This window comes from Microbacterium sp. TNHR37B, assembly GCF_001620065.1.
Classification (GTDB): domain Bacteria; phylum Actinomycetota; class Actinomycetes; order Actinomycetales; family Microbacteriaceae; genus Microbacterium.
Genome location: NZ_LQGV01000001.1, coordinates 533,614 through 548,959 on the forward strand (window position 1 = coordinate 533,614; position 15,346 = coordinate 548,959).

Annotated in this window: 13 protein-coding genes; 3 read left to right on the forward strand and 10 right to left on the reverse strand. The window is 69.1% G+C overall.

Annotated elements, in window-relative coordinates:
- Positions 1-29: 29 nt before the first annotated feature.
- From proB to rplU, 4 genes are all read right to left on the reverse strand, one after another.
- Positions 30-854: a glutamate 5-kinase gene (gene proB / locus AVP41_RS02560; RefSeq protein ID WP_067160324.1), complete on the reverse strand. Its 825-nt coding sequence runs from the start codon at positions 852-854 to the stop codon at positions 30-32.
- A complete protein-coding gene (gene obgE, locus AVP41_RS02565; protein WP_067160328.1) occupies positions 851-2,359 on the reverse strand; it encodes a GTPase ObgE in 1,509 nt (502 codons plus the stop codon). The genes proB and obgE overlap by 4 nt, the downstream gene beginning before the upstream one ends.
- Before the next feature lie 99 nt (positions 2,360-2,458).
- Positions 2,459-2,716 carry a 50S ribosomal protein L27 gene (gene rpmA, locus AVP41_RS02570; RefSeq protein ID WP_067160331.1) on the reverse strand — a complete coding sequence of 86 codons (258 nt, stop codon included), beginning with the start codon at positions 2,714-2,716 and terminating at the stop codon, positions 2,459-2,461.
- A 19-nt stretch (positions 2,717-2,735) separates the two neighbouring features.
- Entirely contained in the window at positions 2,736-3,044 is a 309-nt protein-coding gene (rplU, locus tag AVP41_RS02575) for a 50S ribosomal protein L21 (RefSeq protein WP_067160335.1), read from the reverse strand.
- 206 nt (positions 3,045-3,250) lie between these two features.
- Here rplU and AVP41_RS02580 point away from each other — a divergent pair, with 206 nt between their 5' ends.
- On the forward strand, positions 3,251-3,523 hold the full coding sequence (locus AVP41_RS02580; RefSeq protein WP_067160338.1) for a DUF4031 domain-containing protein: 273 nt from the start codon (positions 3,251-3,253) through the stop codon (positions 3,521-3,523).
- Between the two features lie 6 nt (positions 3,524-3,529).
- On the opposite strand, the gene AVP41_RS02585 is transcribed toward AVP41_RS02580, so the two are convergent.
- The gene (locus AVP41_RS02585) at positions 3,530-5,923 is read right to left on the reverse strand and encodes an Rne/Rng family ribonuclease (protein WP_067160340.1); all 2,394 of its coding nucleotides are present in this window, start codon (positions 5,921-5,923) and stop codon (positions 3,530-3,532) included.
- Between the two features lie 291 nt (positions 5,924-6,214).
- Here AVP41_RS02585 and AVP41_RS02590 point away from each other — a divergent pair, with 291 nt between their 5' ends.
- Entirely contained in the window at positions 6,215-6,832 is a 618-nt protein-coding gene (locus AVP41_RS02590) for a vitamin K epoxide reductase family protein (protein ID WP_067160343.1), read from the forward strand.
- A gap of 21 nt (positions 6,833-6,853) precedes the next feature.
- On the opposite strand, the gene ndk is transcribed toward AVP41_RS02590, so the two are convergent.
- Genes ndk through ileS form a run of 4 tightly spaced genes read right to left on the reverse strand, consistent with a single transcriptional unit; the run spans position 6,854 to position 12,438 of the window.
- Complete coding sequence (gene ndk / locus AVP41_RS02595; RefSeq protein ID WP_067160346.1) at positions 6,854-7,267, reverse strand: nucleoside-diphosphate kinase; 414 nt, start codon at positions 7,265-7,267, stop codon at positions 6,854-6,856.
- A gap of 1 nt (position 7,268) precedes the next feature.
- Positions 7,269-7,670, reverse strand: coding sequence for a DUF4233 domain-containing protein (locus AVP41_RS02600; protein WP_067162711.1), 402 nt, complete (start codon positions 7,668-7,670; stop codon positions 7,269-7,271).
- Positions 7,667-9,019, reverse strand: a complete 1,353-nt coding sequence (locus AVP41_RS02605) for a bifunctional folylpolyglutamate synthase/dihydrofolate synthase (RefSeq protein WP_067160349.1) — start codon at positions 9,017-9,019, stop codon at positions 7,667-7,669. Before AVP41_RS02605 ends, AVP41_RS02600 begins: the two co-directional genes overlap by 4 nt.
- On the reverse strand, positions 9,016-12,438 hold the full coding sequence (ileS, locus tag AVP41_RS02610) for an isoleucine--tRNA ligase (RefSeq protein ID WP_067160352.1): 3,423 nt from the start codon (positions 12,436-12,438) through the stop codon (positions 9,016-9,018). Before ileS ends, AVP41_RS02605 begins: the two co-directional genes overlap by 4 nt.
- A gap of 227 nt (positions 12,439-12,665) precedes the next feature.
- On the opposite strand from ileS, the gene AVP41_RS02615 reads away from it, so the two are divergent.
- Entirely contained in the window at positions 12,666-13,325 is a 660-nt protein-coding gene (locus tag AVP41_RS02615) for a pentapeptide repeat-containing protein (protein ID WP_067160355.1), read from the forward strand.
- Between the two features lie 21 nt (positions 13,326-13,346).
- Here AVP41_RS02615 and AVP41_RS02620 read toward each other — a convergent pair whose 3' ends face one another.
- Positions 13,347-15,275: a glycosyltransferase family A protein gene (locus AVP41_RS02620; protein ID WP_067160358.1), complete on the reverse strand. Its 1,929-nt coding sequence runs from the start codon at positions 15,273-15,275 to the stop codon at positions 13,347-13,349.
- Positions 15,276-15,346: the final 71 nt, after the last annotated feature.

Genomic DNA, 15,346 nt, shown 5'->3' on the forward strand with positions numbered 1-15,346 from the left:
CCCGACGGTGCGCACGGCGCCGGCGACCGTCATGAGGTGCGGATGGGAGCCGTTCCCACCGGTCGCACGGCGGCCGGGTCGGGGGCGAACCACGTGCCGACCGGGGCGCCGGTGAGGGCCTCCGCGACGAGGTCGGCGCCGGTCACCAGCACGCCGATACCGGCTGCCGAGGCGAGTTTGGCCGCCGACGCCTTGGTTGCCGCCCCGCCGGTTCCGACGGAGTTGACGACGACGGATCCGAACTCGTACGCGGAGAGGTCGTCGTCGGGCGCGACGCGATCGATGGGCTCCGCGCCCGGTTCGCTCGGGGGGCGGGTGTAGAGGTGCGCGATGTCACTCAGCAGCACCAGGGCATCGGCACCCACGAGGTCGGCGACGAGGGCGGCGAGTCGGTCGTTGTCGCCGAAGCGGATCTCGTGCGTCGCGACGGTGTCGTTCTCGTTGACGATCGGGAGGATGCGAAGACCCAGCAGCCGCTCCATCGCGCGTCGTGCGTTGGAGCGGTGGGTCGGGTTCTCCAGATCGCCGGCGGTCAGGAGCACCTGGCCCGCGACGATCGCGAAGGGGCGAAGCGCCTCCTGGTAGCGGTAGATCAGGATGTTCTGGCCTACGGCGGCAGCTGCCTGCTGGGTGGCGAGGTCGCTCGGGCGTTCATCGAGGTTGAGGAAAGGCATGCCGGTGGCGATAGCACCGGAGGAGACGAGAACCACCTGGGTGCCTCGACCATGTGCCTGCGCGAGCGCTTCGACGATCGGGCCGATCTTGTGCGCATTCTCCCCGCTGATCGAGGACGACCCCACCTTCACGACGACCCGTCGCGCCCCGAGCAGGCCTGCGCGCTCCTGAACGCTCACTCCGCGTCGTCCTCGCCGTCGCGTCCGCCGGAAATGCGCTCCGCTTCCAGCTCGGCTCGAGCCTCCGCTTTGGCGTCCATGCGCTCGCGATAGCGCTCGCGCCGCTGCGACGTGGTCCGCCGGGGATTGAGGTCCAGCCGGGGATCGGTGCCGCGGGGCGCCGTCATCAGTTCCGCCGCCGACGACAGCGTCGGGTGCCAGTCGAACACGATGCCGTCGCCTTCGCCGATCACGACGGTGGAGCCCGCGACCGCGCCTGCGCGGTAGAGCTCGTCTTCGACGCCCAGCTTCTCGAGCCTGTCGGCGAGGAATCCGACTGCTTCCTCGTTCTGGAAATCGGTCTGCTGGACCCACCGCACCGGCTTGGCGCCCAGAATGCGATAGATGTTGCCGTAGGTGCCGCCTTCGACGCGCACGGTGAAGTCGCGATCAGCGCCGCGCGGCCGGATCACGATGCGCTCGGGCTCCACCGCGGCTGCCTGCGCGGTGCGATGCTGGGCGACGATGTCTCCCAGCGCGAAGGTGAGCGGACGCAATCCATCGTGGCTCACCGTCGAGATCTCGAACACGCGGTAACCGCGCTCTTCGAGATCGGGGCGAACCAGCTCGGCGAGATCGCGGGCCTCCGGCACATCGACTTTGTTGAGTGCCACCAGCTGGGGCCGCTCCAGCAACGGAACCTGTCCCTCGGGCACCGGGTAGTTCCGCAGTTCCTCCAGGATGACCTCGAGGTCGCTCAGAGGGTCACGCCCCGGATCGAGGGTGGCGCAGTCGAGGACATGGACGAGCGCGGTGCACCGCTCCACGTGACGCAGGAACTCCAGTCCCAGGCCCTTGCCTTCGCTCGCCCCCTCGATGAGGCCGGGCACGTCGGCGACGGTGAAGCGCGTGTCACCGGCCTGGACGACGCCGAGATTCGGGTGCAAGGTCGTGAACGGGTAATCCGCGATCTTGGGGCGTGCGGCCGAGATCGCCGCGATGAGGCTCGACTTGCCCGCCGAGGGGAAGCCGACGAGCGCCACGTCGGCGACGGTCTTGAGCTCCAGAAGGACGTCGCCTTCCCACCCCGGAGTGCCCAGCAGCGCGAAGCCCGGAGCTTTGCGCTTCGGCGACGCGAGAGCCGCATTGCCCAATCCGCCCTGACCACCGGGGGCGACGACGAACCGCGTTCCCGGAACCACGAGATCGGCGAGCACCTCGCCGTCGGCGTCTTTCACGACCGTGCCGACCGGGACCGGGAGCTCGACGTCCTCCCCCGCGGCGCCGGAGCGATTGTCGCCCATGCCGAAGCCCCCGTTGCCCGCGGAGCGGTGTGGGGAGTGGTGATAGGACAGCAGGGTGGTCACCTGGGGGTCGGCGACCAGCACCACATCACCCCCGTTGCCCCCGTTGCCGCCATCGGGGCCGGCGAGGGGCTTGAACTTCTCGCGACGGACCGACACGCAGCCGTTCCCGCCCTTGCCGGCACGCAGGTGCAGCGTGACCCGGTCGACGAACGTCACCATGTCGGTCTCCTCAGAAAAACACGCGAGGGACGAGCCGAAGCCCGCCCCTCGCGTTGGGTGTGCAGCACGGTGTGCTGACGTAGCCGGTGTCTGGCGCGGTTACTCCGCGGCCGGAACGATGTTGACGACCTTCCGGCCGCCCTTGGTGCCGAACTCCACCGCGCCCGCAGCGAGAGCGAACAGCGTGTCGTCACCGCCGCGCCCCACGAGAGCGCCGGGGTGGAAGTGCGTGCCGCGCTGGCGGACGAGGATCTCGCCGGCGTTGACGGTCTGGCCGCCGAAGCGCTTCACGCCCAGTCGCTGAGCGTTGGAGTCACGACCGTTGCGGGTGGAGCTTGCGCCCTTTTTGTGTGCCATCTGAAGTGTCTCCCCTGGCTTACTTGATGCCGGTGATCTTGACGCGCGTGAGGTCCTGGCGGTGCCCCTGGCGCTTCTTGTAGCCGGTCTTGTTCTTGAACTTCTGGATCACGATCTTCGGGCCGCGCTCCTCGCCGAGAACCTCGGCGGTGACGGTCACCTTCGCGAGCTTGTCGGCGTCGGTCGTCACGGCATCACCGTCGACGAGCAGCACCGCGGGGAGGGAGAGCGTGTCTCCCACCTTCGCCTGCTGACGGTCGAGCACGACGATCGTGCCGACCTCGACCTTTTCCTGACGGCCACCGGCGCGCACAACTGCGTAAACCACTTCACACCTGTTTCTTCTGTGGAGCGCACGGCTCCGATTGTCTGTATGAGACTGGGAAGTCTGCGGTGCGGTCTCGACAGGGCACTCTCGAGAAGCAGGATGCATCGCCACGGAAGGCGACGCGGACGCACCGAGGTTCTACTTTACCGGATGCCGCGGGTATGGGCAAAAGCCCGCGGACCGCGTGTCGCCGTAGGATCTCATTGATGGCCATTCTGATCGATGACGCGCGCTGGCCGGCTCACGGCAGGCTCTGGGCACACCTCGTCAGCGACGACAACCTCGACGAGCTGCACCGCTTCGCTCGCGCGCACCAGATCCCGCGTCGCGCCTTCGACCTCGACCACTACGACGTCCCCGAGGAATCCGTGGAGCGACTGATCTCCGGCGGCGCGGAGCACGTCAGCGGCCATGAGCTCGTGCGGCGCCTCATCGCCTCCGGCCTGCGAGTGACCGCGCGCGAACGGCGCGGCCACTGATTCGACTCAATCCTCGTCGGCGCGGGGCGCGTCGGCGACGGCGGACACGGGCGTGCCGCTGAGCGCCGCCGTCGTGACGCGTCGACGAGAGCGTCCCTGTCCGGGGGCCTTGGGCTCGGGGAGCGCATTGAGGACGGAGTCGAGGAGCAGGTCCTTTTCGGTGCGCGGCTTCTCGGGACGCTTCTTGCGCGGCTTCTTCGCGCGTTCGGGGGCCTCGGCTTCCGGCAGCTCGATCGGAAGCTCGACGGCGGGCGTCGAGGCCGCCGCTGGCTCGCTCGCCGAGGGATGGATCGTCGACGCCGCGATCTGCGCGAGGGCCGACTTGGCCCCCTCGGTGATTACGTGGGTGCCGCCGTTCTGTCCCTGTGCGCCGCCGGCCGCTCCCCCGCGGGAGCGTCGTCCCGACCCGTTCTGCGACGATGACCGGTGCTTCACCACGGGGTCGTGGTGGACGATCACGCCGCGCCCCGCGCAGACCTCGCACGGCTCGCTGAAGGTCTCCAGGAGGCCGAGACCCAGCTTCTTGCGGGTCATCTGGACGAGTCCGAGAGAGGTGACCTCCGCGACCTGATGCTTCGTGCGGTCACGGCTGAGGCACTCCACCAGGCGCCGCAGCACGAGGTCGCGGTTGGATTCGAGCACCATGTCGATGAAGTCGACGACGATGATGCCGCCGATGTCCCGAAGCCGCAGTTGACGGACGATCTCCTCGGCGGCCTCGAGGTTGTTCTTGGTGACGGTCTCTTCGAGGTTGCCGCCGGAGCCGACGAACTTGCCGGTGTTGACGTCGACGACGGTCATCGCCTCGGTGCGGTCGATGACGAGGGAACCGCCGGACGGGAGCCACACCTTGCGGTCCAGGGCCTTCTCGATCTGCTCGGTGACGCGGAACTCGTCGAAGGGATCATGGTCGCCCTCGTACTTCTCGACGCGCTCGAGGAGGTCGGGAGCGACGCCGGTGAGATACGCGGTGATCGTCTGGTGCGCCTCCTCGCCCTGGATCAGCATCTTGGAGAAGTCCTCGTTGAACACGTCGCGGACGATCTTGACCAGGAGGTCGGGCTCGGAATGCAGCAGTGAAGGTGCTTGGCCCGACTCGGCCTGGGAGCTGATGTGCTCCCACTGAGAGGTGAGCCGCTGCACGTCGCGAGTGAGCTGGTCTTCGGTCGCCCCTTCGGCGGCGGTGCGCACGATCACTCCGCTGGACTCCGGGAGCACCTCTTTGAGGATCTTCTTGAGGCGCGACCGCTCGGTGTCGGGGAGCTTGCGCGAGATCCCGTTCATCGCGCCACCGGGGACGTAGACGAGGTAGCGACCGGGGAGGGAGATCTGGCTCGTGAGCCGGGCTCCCTTGTGTCCCACCGGATCCTTCGTGACCTGGACCAGGACCCGATCGCCCGACTTCAGCGCGAGCTCGATCCGGCGCGGCTGGTTGCCGGTCTCCACGGCATCCCAGTCCACCTCGCCGGAGTAGAGCACCGCATTGCGCCCGCGCCCGATGTCGACGAAGGCCGCTTCCATGCTCGGGAGCACGTTCTGCACGCGTCCCAGATACACGTTCCCGATCAGAGAGGCGTCCTGGTTGCGGGCCACGTAGTGCTCGACCAGGACGTTGTCCTCCAGCACCGCGATCTGGACACGACCGTTCTTGGACCGGACGATCATCACCCGGTCCACAGCCTCCCGGCGGGCGAGGAACTCTGCCTCGGTCACCACCGCGCGCCGACGTCCGGCCTCGCGCCCGTCCCGCCGGCGCTGCTTCTTCGCCTCCAGGCGCGTGGACCCCTTGATGCGCTGCGGCTCCGTGATGAGCTCCACCGCACGCCGGCGCGGTGCACTGCTCCCGGGTTCCGCGTCACCATTGCCCCCGGCACCGCCGCCTCGACGCCGATTGCGGCGCCGAGCGCTGGATGAACCGTCGTCTCCGGCGTCGTCGTCCCGCTCTGTTCCGGGACGAGCCGGCAGGGGGACGATCTCGGGGGCGTAGAAGTGCAGCGTGGTCGAGACGGTGGAGACGAACTCCGCCGGGAGGAGGCCGAGCGAGACGGCGGTGACCGGCTCCTGCGTCGGTGGCTCTTCGGCCGGGGCCTCCGGGACCTCGACGCCCGCGACATCGCCGGCATCCCCAGCGGTCGCCTCCTCGTCGGCGGCATCCTCGCCCGCTCCGGCCGGCTCGGCCGAGACGTCTGCGGCAGCGGGAGTCGCCGGCTCCACGTCGCGCGCGTCGGCGGCGGCGGCTGGAGTCGCGGGGGGCTCCACGGCGATCGGTGCGTCGTCATCGCCCGCCGGGGCAGCCTCCGCCGGCGCATCCGCGGGCGGAGTGCCGGTGAGGGGCGGCGTCAGCGCCGTCTCGGACTCCGCCGGCTCGGGGGTGTTCTGGTCGTCGTGTTCATCGGCCATCACTGGCTTACTCCTAGCCGACGGCTCCGCGCGCCGTCTGGCGTAAATCTGGCGGCGCCGCTCCGTAGGGACGAGCCGCGAACTCTCTCGGTCTGCAGCAGGCGCGAGGCTCTGGCTGCGAAGGGCGTTCATCGCCCGAAGTCTCTGTATGACGCGGGTGTCGGCGCGGCCGCACGAGCGTCGACAGCCATTATCGCACCATCCGAACCGAATCCGCGATCGACCCGTGCACGGCGCGCCCCGCGCGGACGTCACAGCGGGGTCATCAAGACCGGGTGGAATACTGAGCGGATGACCACGGCCCCCTCGCACCGCCGCCCCCGCGGACTCGCCGTCTGGCTGATCATCGCGGGTGTGATCGGCTGGATCGCCGCCTTCGCGCTCACCCTCGAGAAGTTCCATCTGCTCGAGAACCCGGGCTCGTCAGCGTCGTGCGATTTCAGCCTGCTCGTGCAGTGCGGAGCGAATCTCACCTCGTCGCAGGGCGCGGTCTTCGGGTTCCCCAACCCGCTGCTCGGCCTGGCGGGGTGGATGGCGCCGTTCGTCGTGGGGGCGGCGATCCTCGCGGGGGCGCGGTTCGCTCGGTGGTTCTGGCTCGCGTTCTGGGCAGGCATGGCCTTCGCGTTCGGATTCGTCATCTGGCTGATCAGCCAGAGCATCTTCGTGCTCTCCACGCTCTGCCCCTGGTGCATGGTCACCTGGCTCGTCACCATCCCGAGCTTCTATGCGGTCACCCTCCACCTGTTCCGGGCCGGTGTCGTCCCGATCGGCGCGCGTGGGCGGGCCACGGCGTCCACCCTGATGGGATGGACGCCGCTCCTGACGATCCTGAGCTACATCGTGGTCGCGGTCATCGCACAGGCGCGTCTCAACTGGATCGCCGAGGTTGCGAGGCTCTTCGGCCTGTAGAGGCGGCCGCGACGCCGGCCGTCAGAACCAGATGGCGAGTTCTCGAGACGCAGATTCCGGGCTGTCGCTGCCGTGTACCAGGTTCTGCTGAACCTTGGCGCCCCAGTCGCGACCGAAGTCGCCACGGATGGTGCCGGGAGCCGCCGTCGTCGGGTCGGTGGTGCCGGCAAGCGACCGGAACCCTTCGATGACGCGGTTGCCGGCCAGGCGGATCGCCACCGAGGGGCCGGAGAGCATGAACTCGAGAAGGGGCTCGTAGAACGGCTTGCCGGCGTGCTCGGCGTAGTGCTTCTCGAGGGTGTCGCGGTCGGGTTCGACGAGCTTGATGTCGACGAGGGCGTAGCCCTTGGCCTCGATCCGGGCGAGGATCGCTCCCGTGAGTCCCCGTGCGACGCCGTCGGGCTTGATGAGGACGAGGGTCTCTTCGGTGGGCATGTCAGTCTCCGTTCGTCACGTCTGCGGCGCGTCGCGCATTGCGGCGATCGAGTTCGCCGCCCTTGATCGTCGCATACGCATACAGGCCGCCGAAAACCAGCGCGACGATCCCGAGCGCCGGAACCAGGATCGCACCGAGCGCGACGACGAGCTGCAATCCCCAGCCGACCCCGATCCCCCACGAGTGACGCACCCAGCGGCCCGCGAGGATCATCACGATCGCGAGCGCCGAACCCGCAACGATCCCCCACCAGTCGGGGATTCCCGCGGGGAGGACGCGCAGGCCGAACACGACGAGCCCGCCGAGGAACACGATCACCGATTCGAACCCGAGGACCACGGACGCCAGCGACTCGCGCGCGCCGCGCGGGCGACGGTGACGAGATGACCCGGCGGTCGTCATCCGCGCCACCCGTCCTTCCAGTCCTCGTCGGCGGCGAGCTGGAGGGCTTCGCCGGCCAGCACGACACTCCCGGCGATGACGACGGCGCGACGGTCCGACGATGCCGCCCACTCGCGGGCCGCGTCGGCAGCATCCGCCAGAGCCGGGTGCACGGTGACGGGGACCCCCGATGCCTCGACGATGTCCGCAAGGGCGTCGGGGTCGGCGGCGCGGTCCGAGTCGGGCGCGGTCGCGAAGACCCGCGTGGCGGCGGGAGCCAACGTCGTCACGATGCCGGCGGTGTCCTTGTCTCCGAGGATCCCCAGCACGACCCCCCACTCGTCGAAGTCGAACGATTCGTTGAGGGCGGCCACGAGCGACCTCGCCCCGTGCGGGTTGTGCGCGGCATCGACGAGGACGGTCGGTGCCACCCCGAGGAGCTGAAGCCGGCCGGGCGAGGTCACCTGGGCGAGCCCCTCGGTGAGGACCTCGGACGCGATCGGCTGCGATCCGTCACCGATCAACGACTCCACGGCGGCGATGGCGAGGGCGGCGTTGTGGCCCTGATGTGCCCCGTAAAGAGGGAGATAGAGCTCGTCATACACCGCCGCGCGCCCGCGCACGGAGAGCTGTTGCCCGCCGACGGCCAAGCGCTGCGCCTCGAGGCCGAATCCCTCGCCCTCCACGGCGAGGGTTCCCCCTGCCGCGCGAGTCGCCTCGTCGATGACCGCGCGCGCATCGCGCTGCTGGGCGGCGGAGACCACGGTGGCCCCGGGCTTGATGATCCCGGCCTTCACGGTCGCGATCTCCCTGATCGTCTCTCCCAGACGGTCCGCGTGGTCGATGTCGATGGGGGCGAAGACAGCCACATCGCCGTCGGCGGTGTTCGTGGAGTCCCATGCACCGCCCATGCCGACCTCGACCACGGCAACGTCCACGGGCGCGTCGGCGAAGACGACGAAGGCGAGCACCGTGAGCAGTTCGAAGTACGTGAGTGGGGCATCGCCGGCGGCGGCGAGCTCCGCATCCACGAGATCGACGAACGGCCCGACCTCGTCCCAGGCGTCGGCGACGGCCGCATCGTCGGCGGGTTCGCCATCGATCATGATGCGCTCGGTGAACCGCTCGAGGTGCGGACTCGTGAACAGGCCCGTCCGCAGACCGTGGGCGCGCACGATGCTCTCGATGATGCGGCTCGTCGACGTCTTCCCGTTGGTGCCCGTGACATGTACGACCCGGTACGTCCGCTGCGGGTCGTCGAGAAGCTCGAGCACCCGGCGAGTGCGTTCGACCCGAGGCTGCACCCAGCGCTCCCCCTGACGGGTGAGCAATGCGGCGTAGACCGCATCGGCACGATCCTTGTCGTTCACGCAGGTCCTCCGATCTTCGTCACGGCGATGGTGAACTCCCCCGCGTTGGCGAAGTCTCCCGCGGCGACCGTCACGACGTGATCGGCGTCCACCGTCCTGCCCGAGGCCAGCACCGAACCGTCTCCCATCAGCACGTCGCCATCGGGACCGACGACGGCGTAGTCCAGCGCGAGGGTCTCCGCAGCGACCTGCGCCGTCTCGAACGCGTCGGCGACGGCACGGGCGTCGCTCTCGTCGGTGAAGAGCAGCTGCAGCCGGATGCGATCGCTCACCTCGAAGCCCGCGGCCTTGCGCGAGTCCTGCACGCCACGGATCACATCGCGGGCGAGCCCCTCCGCCTCCAGTTCCGGCGTTGTCACGGTGTCGAGGAGCACGAAACCACCCGGGCGCTCGGCGCTCCCCTCCAGCAGCGCGATCGCCGTGCCCTCCTGGACGCCGCCCGCCTCGAGGGTCAGCTCGTACTCGCCGTCTTCCAGAGCCACGCCGTCGACGACGACCGTGCCGTCCTCGACCGTCCAGATCCCGGCGCGTGCTCCAGCGATCACGTGCTGGACCTGCTTGCCCAGGCGGGGCCCGGCCGCCCGCGCGTTCACGGCGAGGCGCTGGCTGATGCCGTAACTCTCGCCGAGGCCGTCTACCAGCTCGACCAGCCGCACCTCCTTGACGTTGAGCTCGTCCCGAAGGATGTCCTCGAACTGTGCCAGTGCCTCGGCGTCGCGCACCGCGACCGTCAGCGAGGACAGGGGCAGGCGCACGCGCTTGCCTTCCTTCTTGCGGAGTCCGTTGGCGACCGAGGAGACCTCGCGCACGGCGTCCATCGCGGTGCGGATGTCCGCGGCCGCAGGGAAGGTTTCCGGGTCCGGCCAATCGGCCAAGTGCACGCTGCGCTCTCCCGTGAGCCCCTGCCACACCTTCTCCGCCACCAGCGGAATGAGCGGCGCAGCGACGCGCGTCACTGTCTCCAGGACCGTGTACAACGTGTCGAACGCCTCTGTCGAGGCCGCGTCGGAATCGTCGACTCCCACCCAGAAGCGATCGCGTGAACGGCGGATGAACCAGTTGGTGAGGGCTTCGCCGAACTCCCTCAGCGCGGCTGCGGCCATCGTCGAGTCCAGCGCGTCGAGGTGTCCCGCGACGTCCCGCACCAGGTCGCCCGTGAGCGCGAGAATGTACCGGTCGAGCACATGGGTAGAGTCGGTGCGCCACCGGGCCGTGTAGCCGGCCCCGTCGGGGCCGCCGTCGGCGTTCGCATACGTGGCGAAGAAGTACCACGCGTTCCACAGCGGCAACAGGAACTCGCGGACTCCCGCCCGGATCCCTTCCTCGGTGACGACGAGGTTTCCGCCGCGCAGCACCGAGGAGCTCATGAGGAACCAGCGCATCGCATCGGATCCGTCGCGGTCGAACACCTCGCTGACGTCGGGATAGTTGCGCAGCGACTTCGACATCTTCTGGCCGTCGCTGCCGAGGACGATGCCGTGGCAGGCCACCCCCGCGAACGCGGGCCGATCGAACAGCGCGCCCGAGAGGACGTGCATCACGTAGAACCAGCCGCGGGTCTGGCCGATGTACTCGACGATGAAGTCCGCGGGAGCGTGCGAGTCGAACCAGTCGCGGTTCTCGAACGGATAGTGCACCTGCGCGTACGGCATGGACCCCGAGTCGAACCACACGTCGAAGACGTCCTCGATCCGGCGCATGGTGCTGCGGCCCGTGGGATCGTCGGGGTTCGGGCGGGTCAGGCCGTCGATGTAGGGACGGTGCAGATCGACCTCTCCCGCCTCGTTGGTCGGCAGCCGGCCGAAGTCCCGCTCCAGGTCGGCGAGAGAGCCGTACACATCCACGCGCGGATACGCCGGGTCGTCGCTCTTCCATACCGGGATGGGCGAGCCCCAGTAGCGGTTGCGACTGATCGACCAGTCGCGCGCGCCTTCGAGCCACTTACCGAACTGTCCGTGCTTGACGTTCTCGGGTGCCCAGGTGATCTGCTCGTTGAGCTCGACGAGGCGGTCCTTGATCGCGGTCACCCGCACGAACCAACTCGACACCGCTTTGTAGATCAAGGGGTTGCGGCAACGCCAGCAGTGCGGATACGAGTGCTCGTAGCTCGCCTCGCGAAGTAGACGCCCCTCAGCGCGCAACAGGCGGATGAGGGGACGGTTCGCCTCCATCCAGAGCTGTCCGGCGACGTCGGTGACCTGCGGGAGGAAACGCCCGCCATCGTCGAGGCTCATGATGAGCGGGATGCCTGCGGCCTCGGTGACGCGCTGGTCGTCCTCACCGTATGCGGGCGCTTGATGCACGATGCCGGTGCCGTCGCTCGTCGTGACGTAATCGTCCACGAGCACACGCCAAGCATTCTGCGTGCCCCACGTCTCCGTGTCGGCGTAGTAGTCGAAGAGCCTGTCGTACTGGACGTCGGCGAGCTCTTCCCCGCGGAGAGTCCTCTCGACGGCGGCGTGCGCCTCCTCCACCGACCCGTAACCGAGGTCCTTCGCATAGCCGCCGAGCAGCTCCTCCGCCAGCAGGTAGCGGTGGGAGGCGCCCTCGGCGCGATCCTCGTGCACGTCGGCCGCTCCGGCGGGCCCTCCGGGCACCACGACGTACGCGATGGCCGGGCCGACCGCGAGGGCGAAGTTCGTGGGGAGCGTCCATGGCGTGGTCGTCCACGCCAGCGCACGCACGCCCGTCAGGCCGAGGCTCTCCGCCTTCGCACCGACGAGGGGGAATGTCACCGTGACGGAGGGATCCTGACGCATCTTGTAGACGTCGTCGTCCATGCGCAGCTCGTGATTGGACAGCGGAGTCTCGTCGCGCCAGCAGTACGGCAAGACGCGGTGGCCCTCGTAGGCGAGTCCCTTGTCCCACAGCTGCGCGAACGCCCACAGCACGGATTCCATGTAGCCCGTGTCGAGCGTCTTGTATCCCCGTTCGAAGTCGACCCAGCGGGCCTGGCGGGTGACGTAGTCCTCCCACTCCCGGGTGTACTCGAGAACGGAGGACTTCGCCTTCGCGTTGAACGCGGCGATCCCCATCTCCTCGATCTGACTCTTCTCGGTGATCCCCAACTGCTTCATCGCCTCGAGCTCGGCGGGAAGCCCGTGCGTGTCCCAGCCGAAGACGCGGTCGACCTTCTTGCCGCGCATCGTCTGGAACCGCGGGAAGAGGTCCTTCGCGTAGCCGGTGAGCAGGTGACCGTAGTGGGGCAGTCCGTTTGCGAACGGCGGGCCGTCGTAGAACACCCACTCCGGGGCACCCTCGCGCCGAGCGATGGAGGCGCGGAAGGTGTCGTCCTCGCGCCAGAACTCGAGGATCTCGGCTTCGATCGCGGGGAAGCGGGGGGTCGGGACGACGGCAGCTGGCCCGAAGGCGGCTCCGTTCGCGGCTGAGTCGGCCGACGGACGTCGTGGGTAGGTCATGTCACTCCAGCAGGTTGCGTCGCTTCCTGCGAGGACGACCCGTGGGTGTGACGGGCCGCGGTACCACCCCGCGTTGCCCACATCCGTGGGCCTCTCTCACTGCGGCTGTCACGGGCCTGACCCGCTCGGTTCTAGTGACCACCGAAGTGGCGTTCTTCCGAGAGCTCCCCGGTGATGGCCGGTTCACAGCTGATCCGACCATCATACGCGGCGGATAGGGTCGCAGGATGGCAGCACGCTCCTCCGTTCCGACTCCCCCGCGTCGCGTCGTCCCCGATCTGCCGAGCGTCTTGGATCCGGCGGACGCCATCGAACGGCACGCCGACATCGCGGGGGCCCGGATCACCGGCCTGACGGGCGATGTGGATGCCGCCCACGCGCGGATCGTCGAATGCGCATGGGAGGAGTCGACGCTCGCCCGCCTCGATGTCCGGGGAGCCGTGCTGACCGATGTCGTGTGGCGCGAGCCCCGCATCACTGAGCTGATCGCACGCGACTCCCGCTGGCGCGACGTCCAGGTGATCGGTGGCCGCCTCGGCGCGCTCGACCTCGTGCGCGCCGAACTGGCCGGCGTGGTGCTGCAGGGCGTCAGGATCGATTACCTCTCGATGGCCTCCGCCACCCTCACCGATCTCCGCCTCGTCGATTGCCGGATCGGCACCCTGGATCTTCCCGAGGCGCAGCTGCAGCGCGTCGCGTTCGAGGCGTGCGTCGCCGACGAGGTCGACTGCCGTGGCATGCGCGCATCCGATGCCGACCTTCGCGGCCTGGAGGCGCTGGCGTTCACCGACTACACCGCGCTCCGCGGTGTCGCCCTCGGCGTGGAGCAGACGCGTACGCACGCCCCGGCGCTGGCTGCCACGCTCGGCATCCGGGTTCTCGACTGAGCTGCCGTCGTTCGGGTGGACTCAGCGCCCGATTCCGAACAGTCCGCGTCGAAGGATCGCGCGCCGAAGACGCAACGGAAGGCGGTGCCAGACGGCGCGCAGCCACGGCGGTCTCGCCGCGCGCACCCGAGTGATCCACCGGGGAGGTTCGGCGGTTCCCGTTCGTACGCGGCCGCGGCGGTCGATCGAGTAGAGCGTGCGGGACGGCACCCCGCCCAACTGGATGGAGAACGGCGTGCGCGACGGAGCGTCCCCGCGGATCTCCAGTCCGGACGGGCCGACGGCCGCACGGCAGGAGCCCACGACCCGCCCCGAGCGCGTCACGAGGCGGCCGGCGATGTCCACGTCGCCGTGCACCTCCACGTGGGGCAGCGCGAGGACGAAGCCGTGCCCGTGTGTGCCCGGGAGGCTCCGGGGTGGCTCCGGAGCCTCATCCACCGCAGTCATGACCTGCTCGCCGACATCCACGGCGAGATTGCCGGCCTGACTCCGGTAGGCGACGGCGAGACGTCCCGCGACGGCCGCCCAACGATGATTCGTGAACACCGCCTTGACGGGCCGCACGACGCGCGTACGCATGAACGTCGAACGCAGATGCGCGTCCCAGACCGAATCGTGCAGCCGTCCGTCTTCGGACATCCGCCACTGCACACGGATCGTCTCCGTCATCAGCGGATCGATGCCGCCCGTGACGGCGGGTGCGCTGCCCCGCGCCCACGCCCAATCGACCTTCTGCGCTCGGGAACGACGCTCCAGCGACCATCCGGCCTCCGGGAGGAGCTCCGTCACGTCGTCGGTCAGCCCCGCCGCCTGGGCGAACTCGGCGACCTCGGGTGCGAGCTCGAGGACGACGCGACCGTCGCGGTAGCGCACGGCGCTCCCCGATTCGGTCTGCGATCGCCACTCCACCTCGACGGAGAAGTCCAGCCCCGCCGACGTCCAGATCGGCTCGCGAACGGTCGGCGCCACCCGGAGCCGCGGCATCGTGGCTTCGTGGATCGGCACGAGATCGAAGCGACCGGCACGCAGGAGCGCGACTTTGATCCGCCGCCATGGGTCGAGATGAACGTCGGCCTCGGGGGCGATCCGCGGAAGCAGGTCCGTCACGAACGCGCGGATCCGCTCCTGATCCTCCTCGCTCCGCGGCGCTCCGCTGAAGAGCGTGAGCACGCGCATGTGGAGTTGATAGGCGAGGAACCGCGGGTAGAGCTCGGCGAAGCGAGGCTGTCGCAGGTCGTCGTCGATCCACGTGAAGACCCGGGACACCGCGTCGAGGTACTCTCCCAGATCGTCGTGGAACGACGCACTCGTCGTCGCGGTCGGCGTGCGGTTCCACAGGTAGTACGGCGTCTCGACCATCAGGGAGACGACCTCGGCTCGCGCGTGCGCCGCGATGTCGAAGGCGATGTCCTCCCAGATCTGGCGCCCGCCCTCGGGGAAACGCACCTCCTTGTCGCGCAGGAACTGCGTGCGGAAGAACTTGTGCGGGTTCATGGGCAGCAGCGGGTGGGTGTCGGTCCAGTCGATCGCGTTCTCGACGTCGTGATCGACGTCGCGCATCGCCCAGCCCGGAGTGTTGCTCTTGGACTCCTTGCCGTCCACGACGTCCGCCCCCGTGCGTGTCGCAAGGTCGTACGCCGCTCGGAGCGCGTCCGGATAGAGACGGTCATCGTGGTCGATGAAGGCGATGTACTCGCCACGCGCCTGATCGATGCCGTGATTGCGTGGCCGCGATGGCCATCCCGACGGGGGCAGCTCGAACACCCGGTAGTTCGGGCGCGTGGCAGCGAAGGCCCGGAGCCGCTTCGCGGTGTCGTCGGGCGAGCCATCGTCGATCAGGAGGACCTCGATGTCCTCCTGCGGCATGGTCTGGCGGTCCACGCTCGCGACGAGCTCGTCGAGATGGTGGCTGGAACGGTAGGTCGGGACGACAACGGTGACCTTGGGCACCGCGCCAGGCTATCGGGCCCGGCGCCGATCAGCAGCCGCGGCGCGGCGGCTAGAATCGATCGGAAACCCAC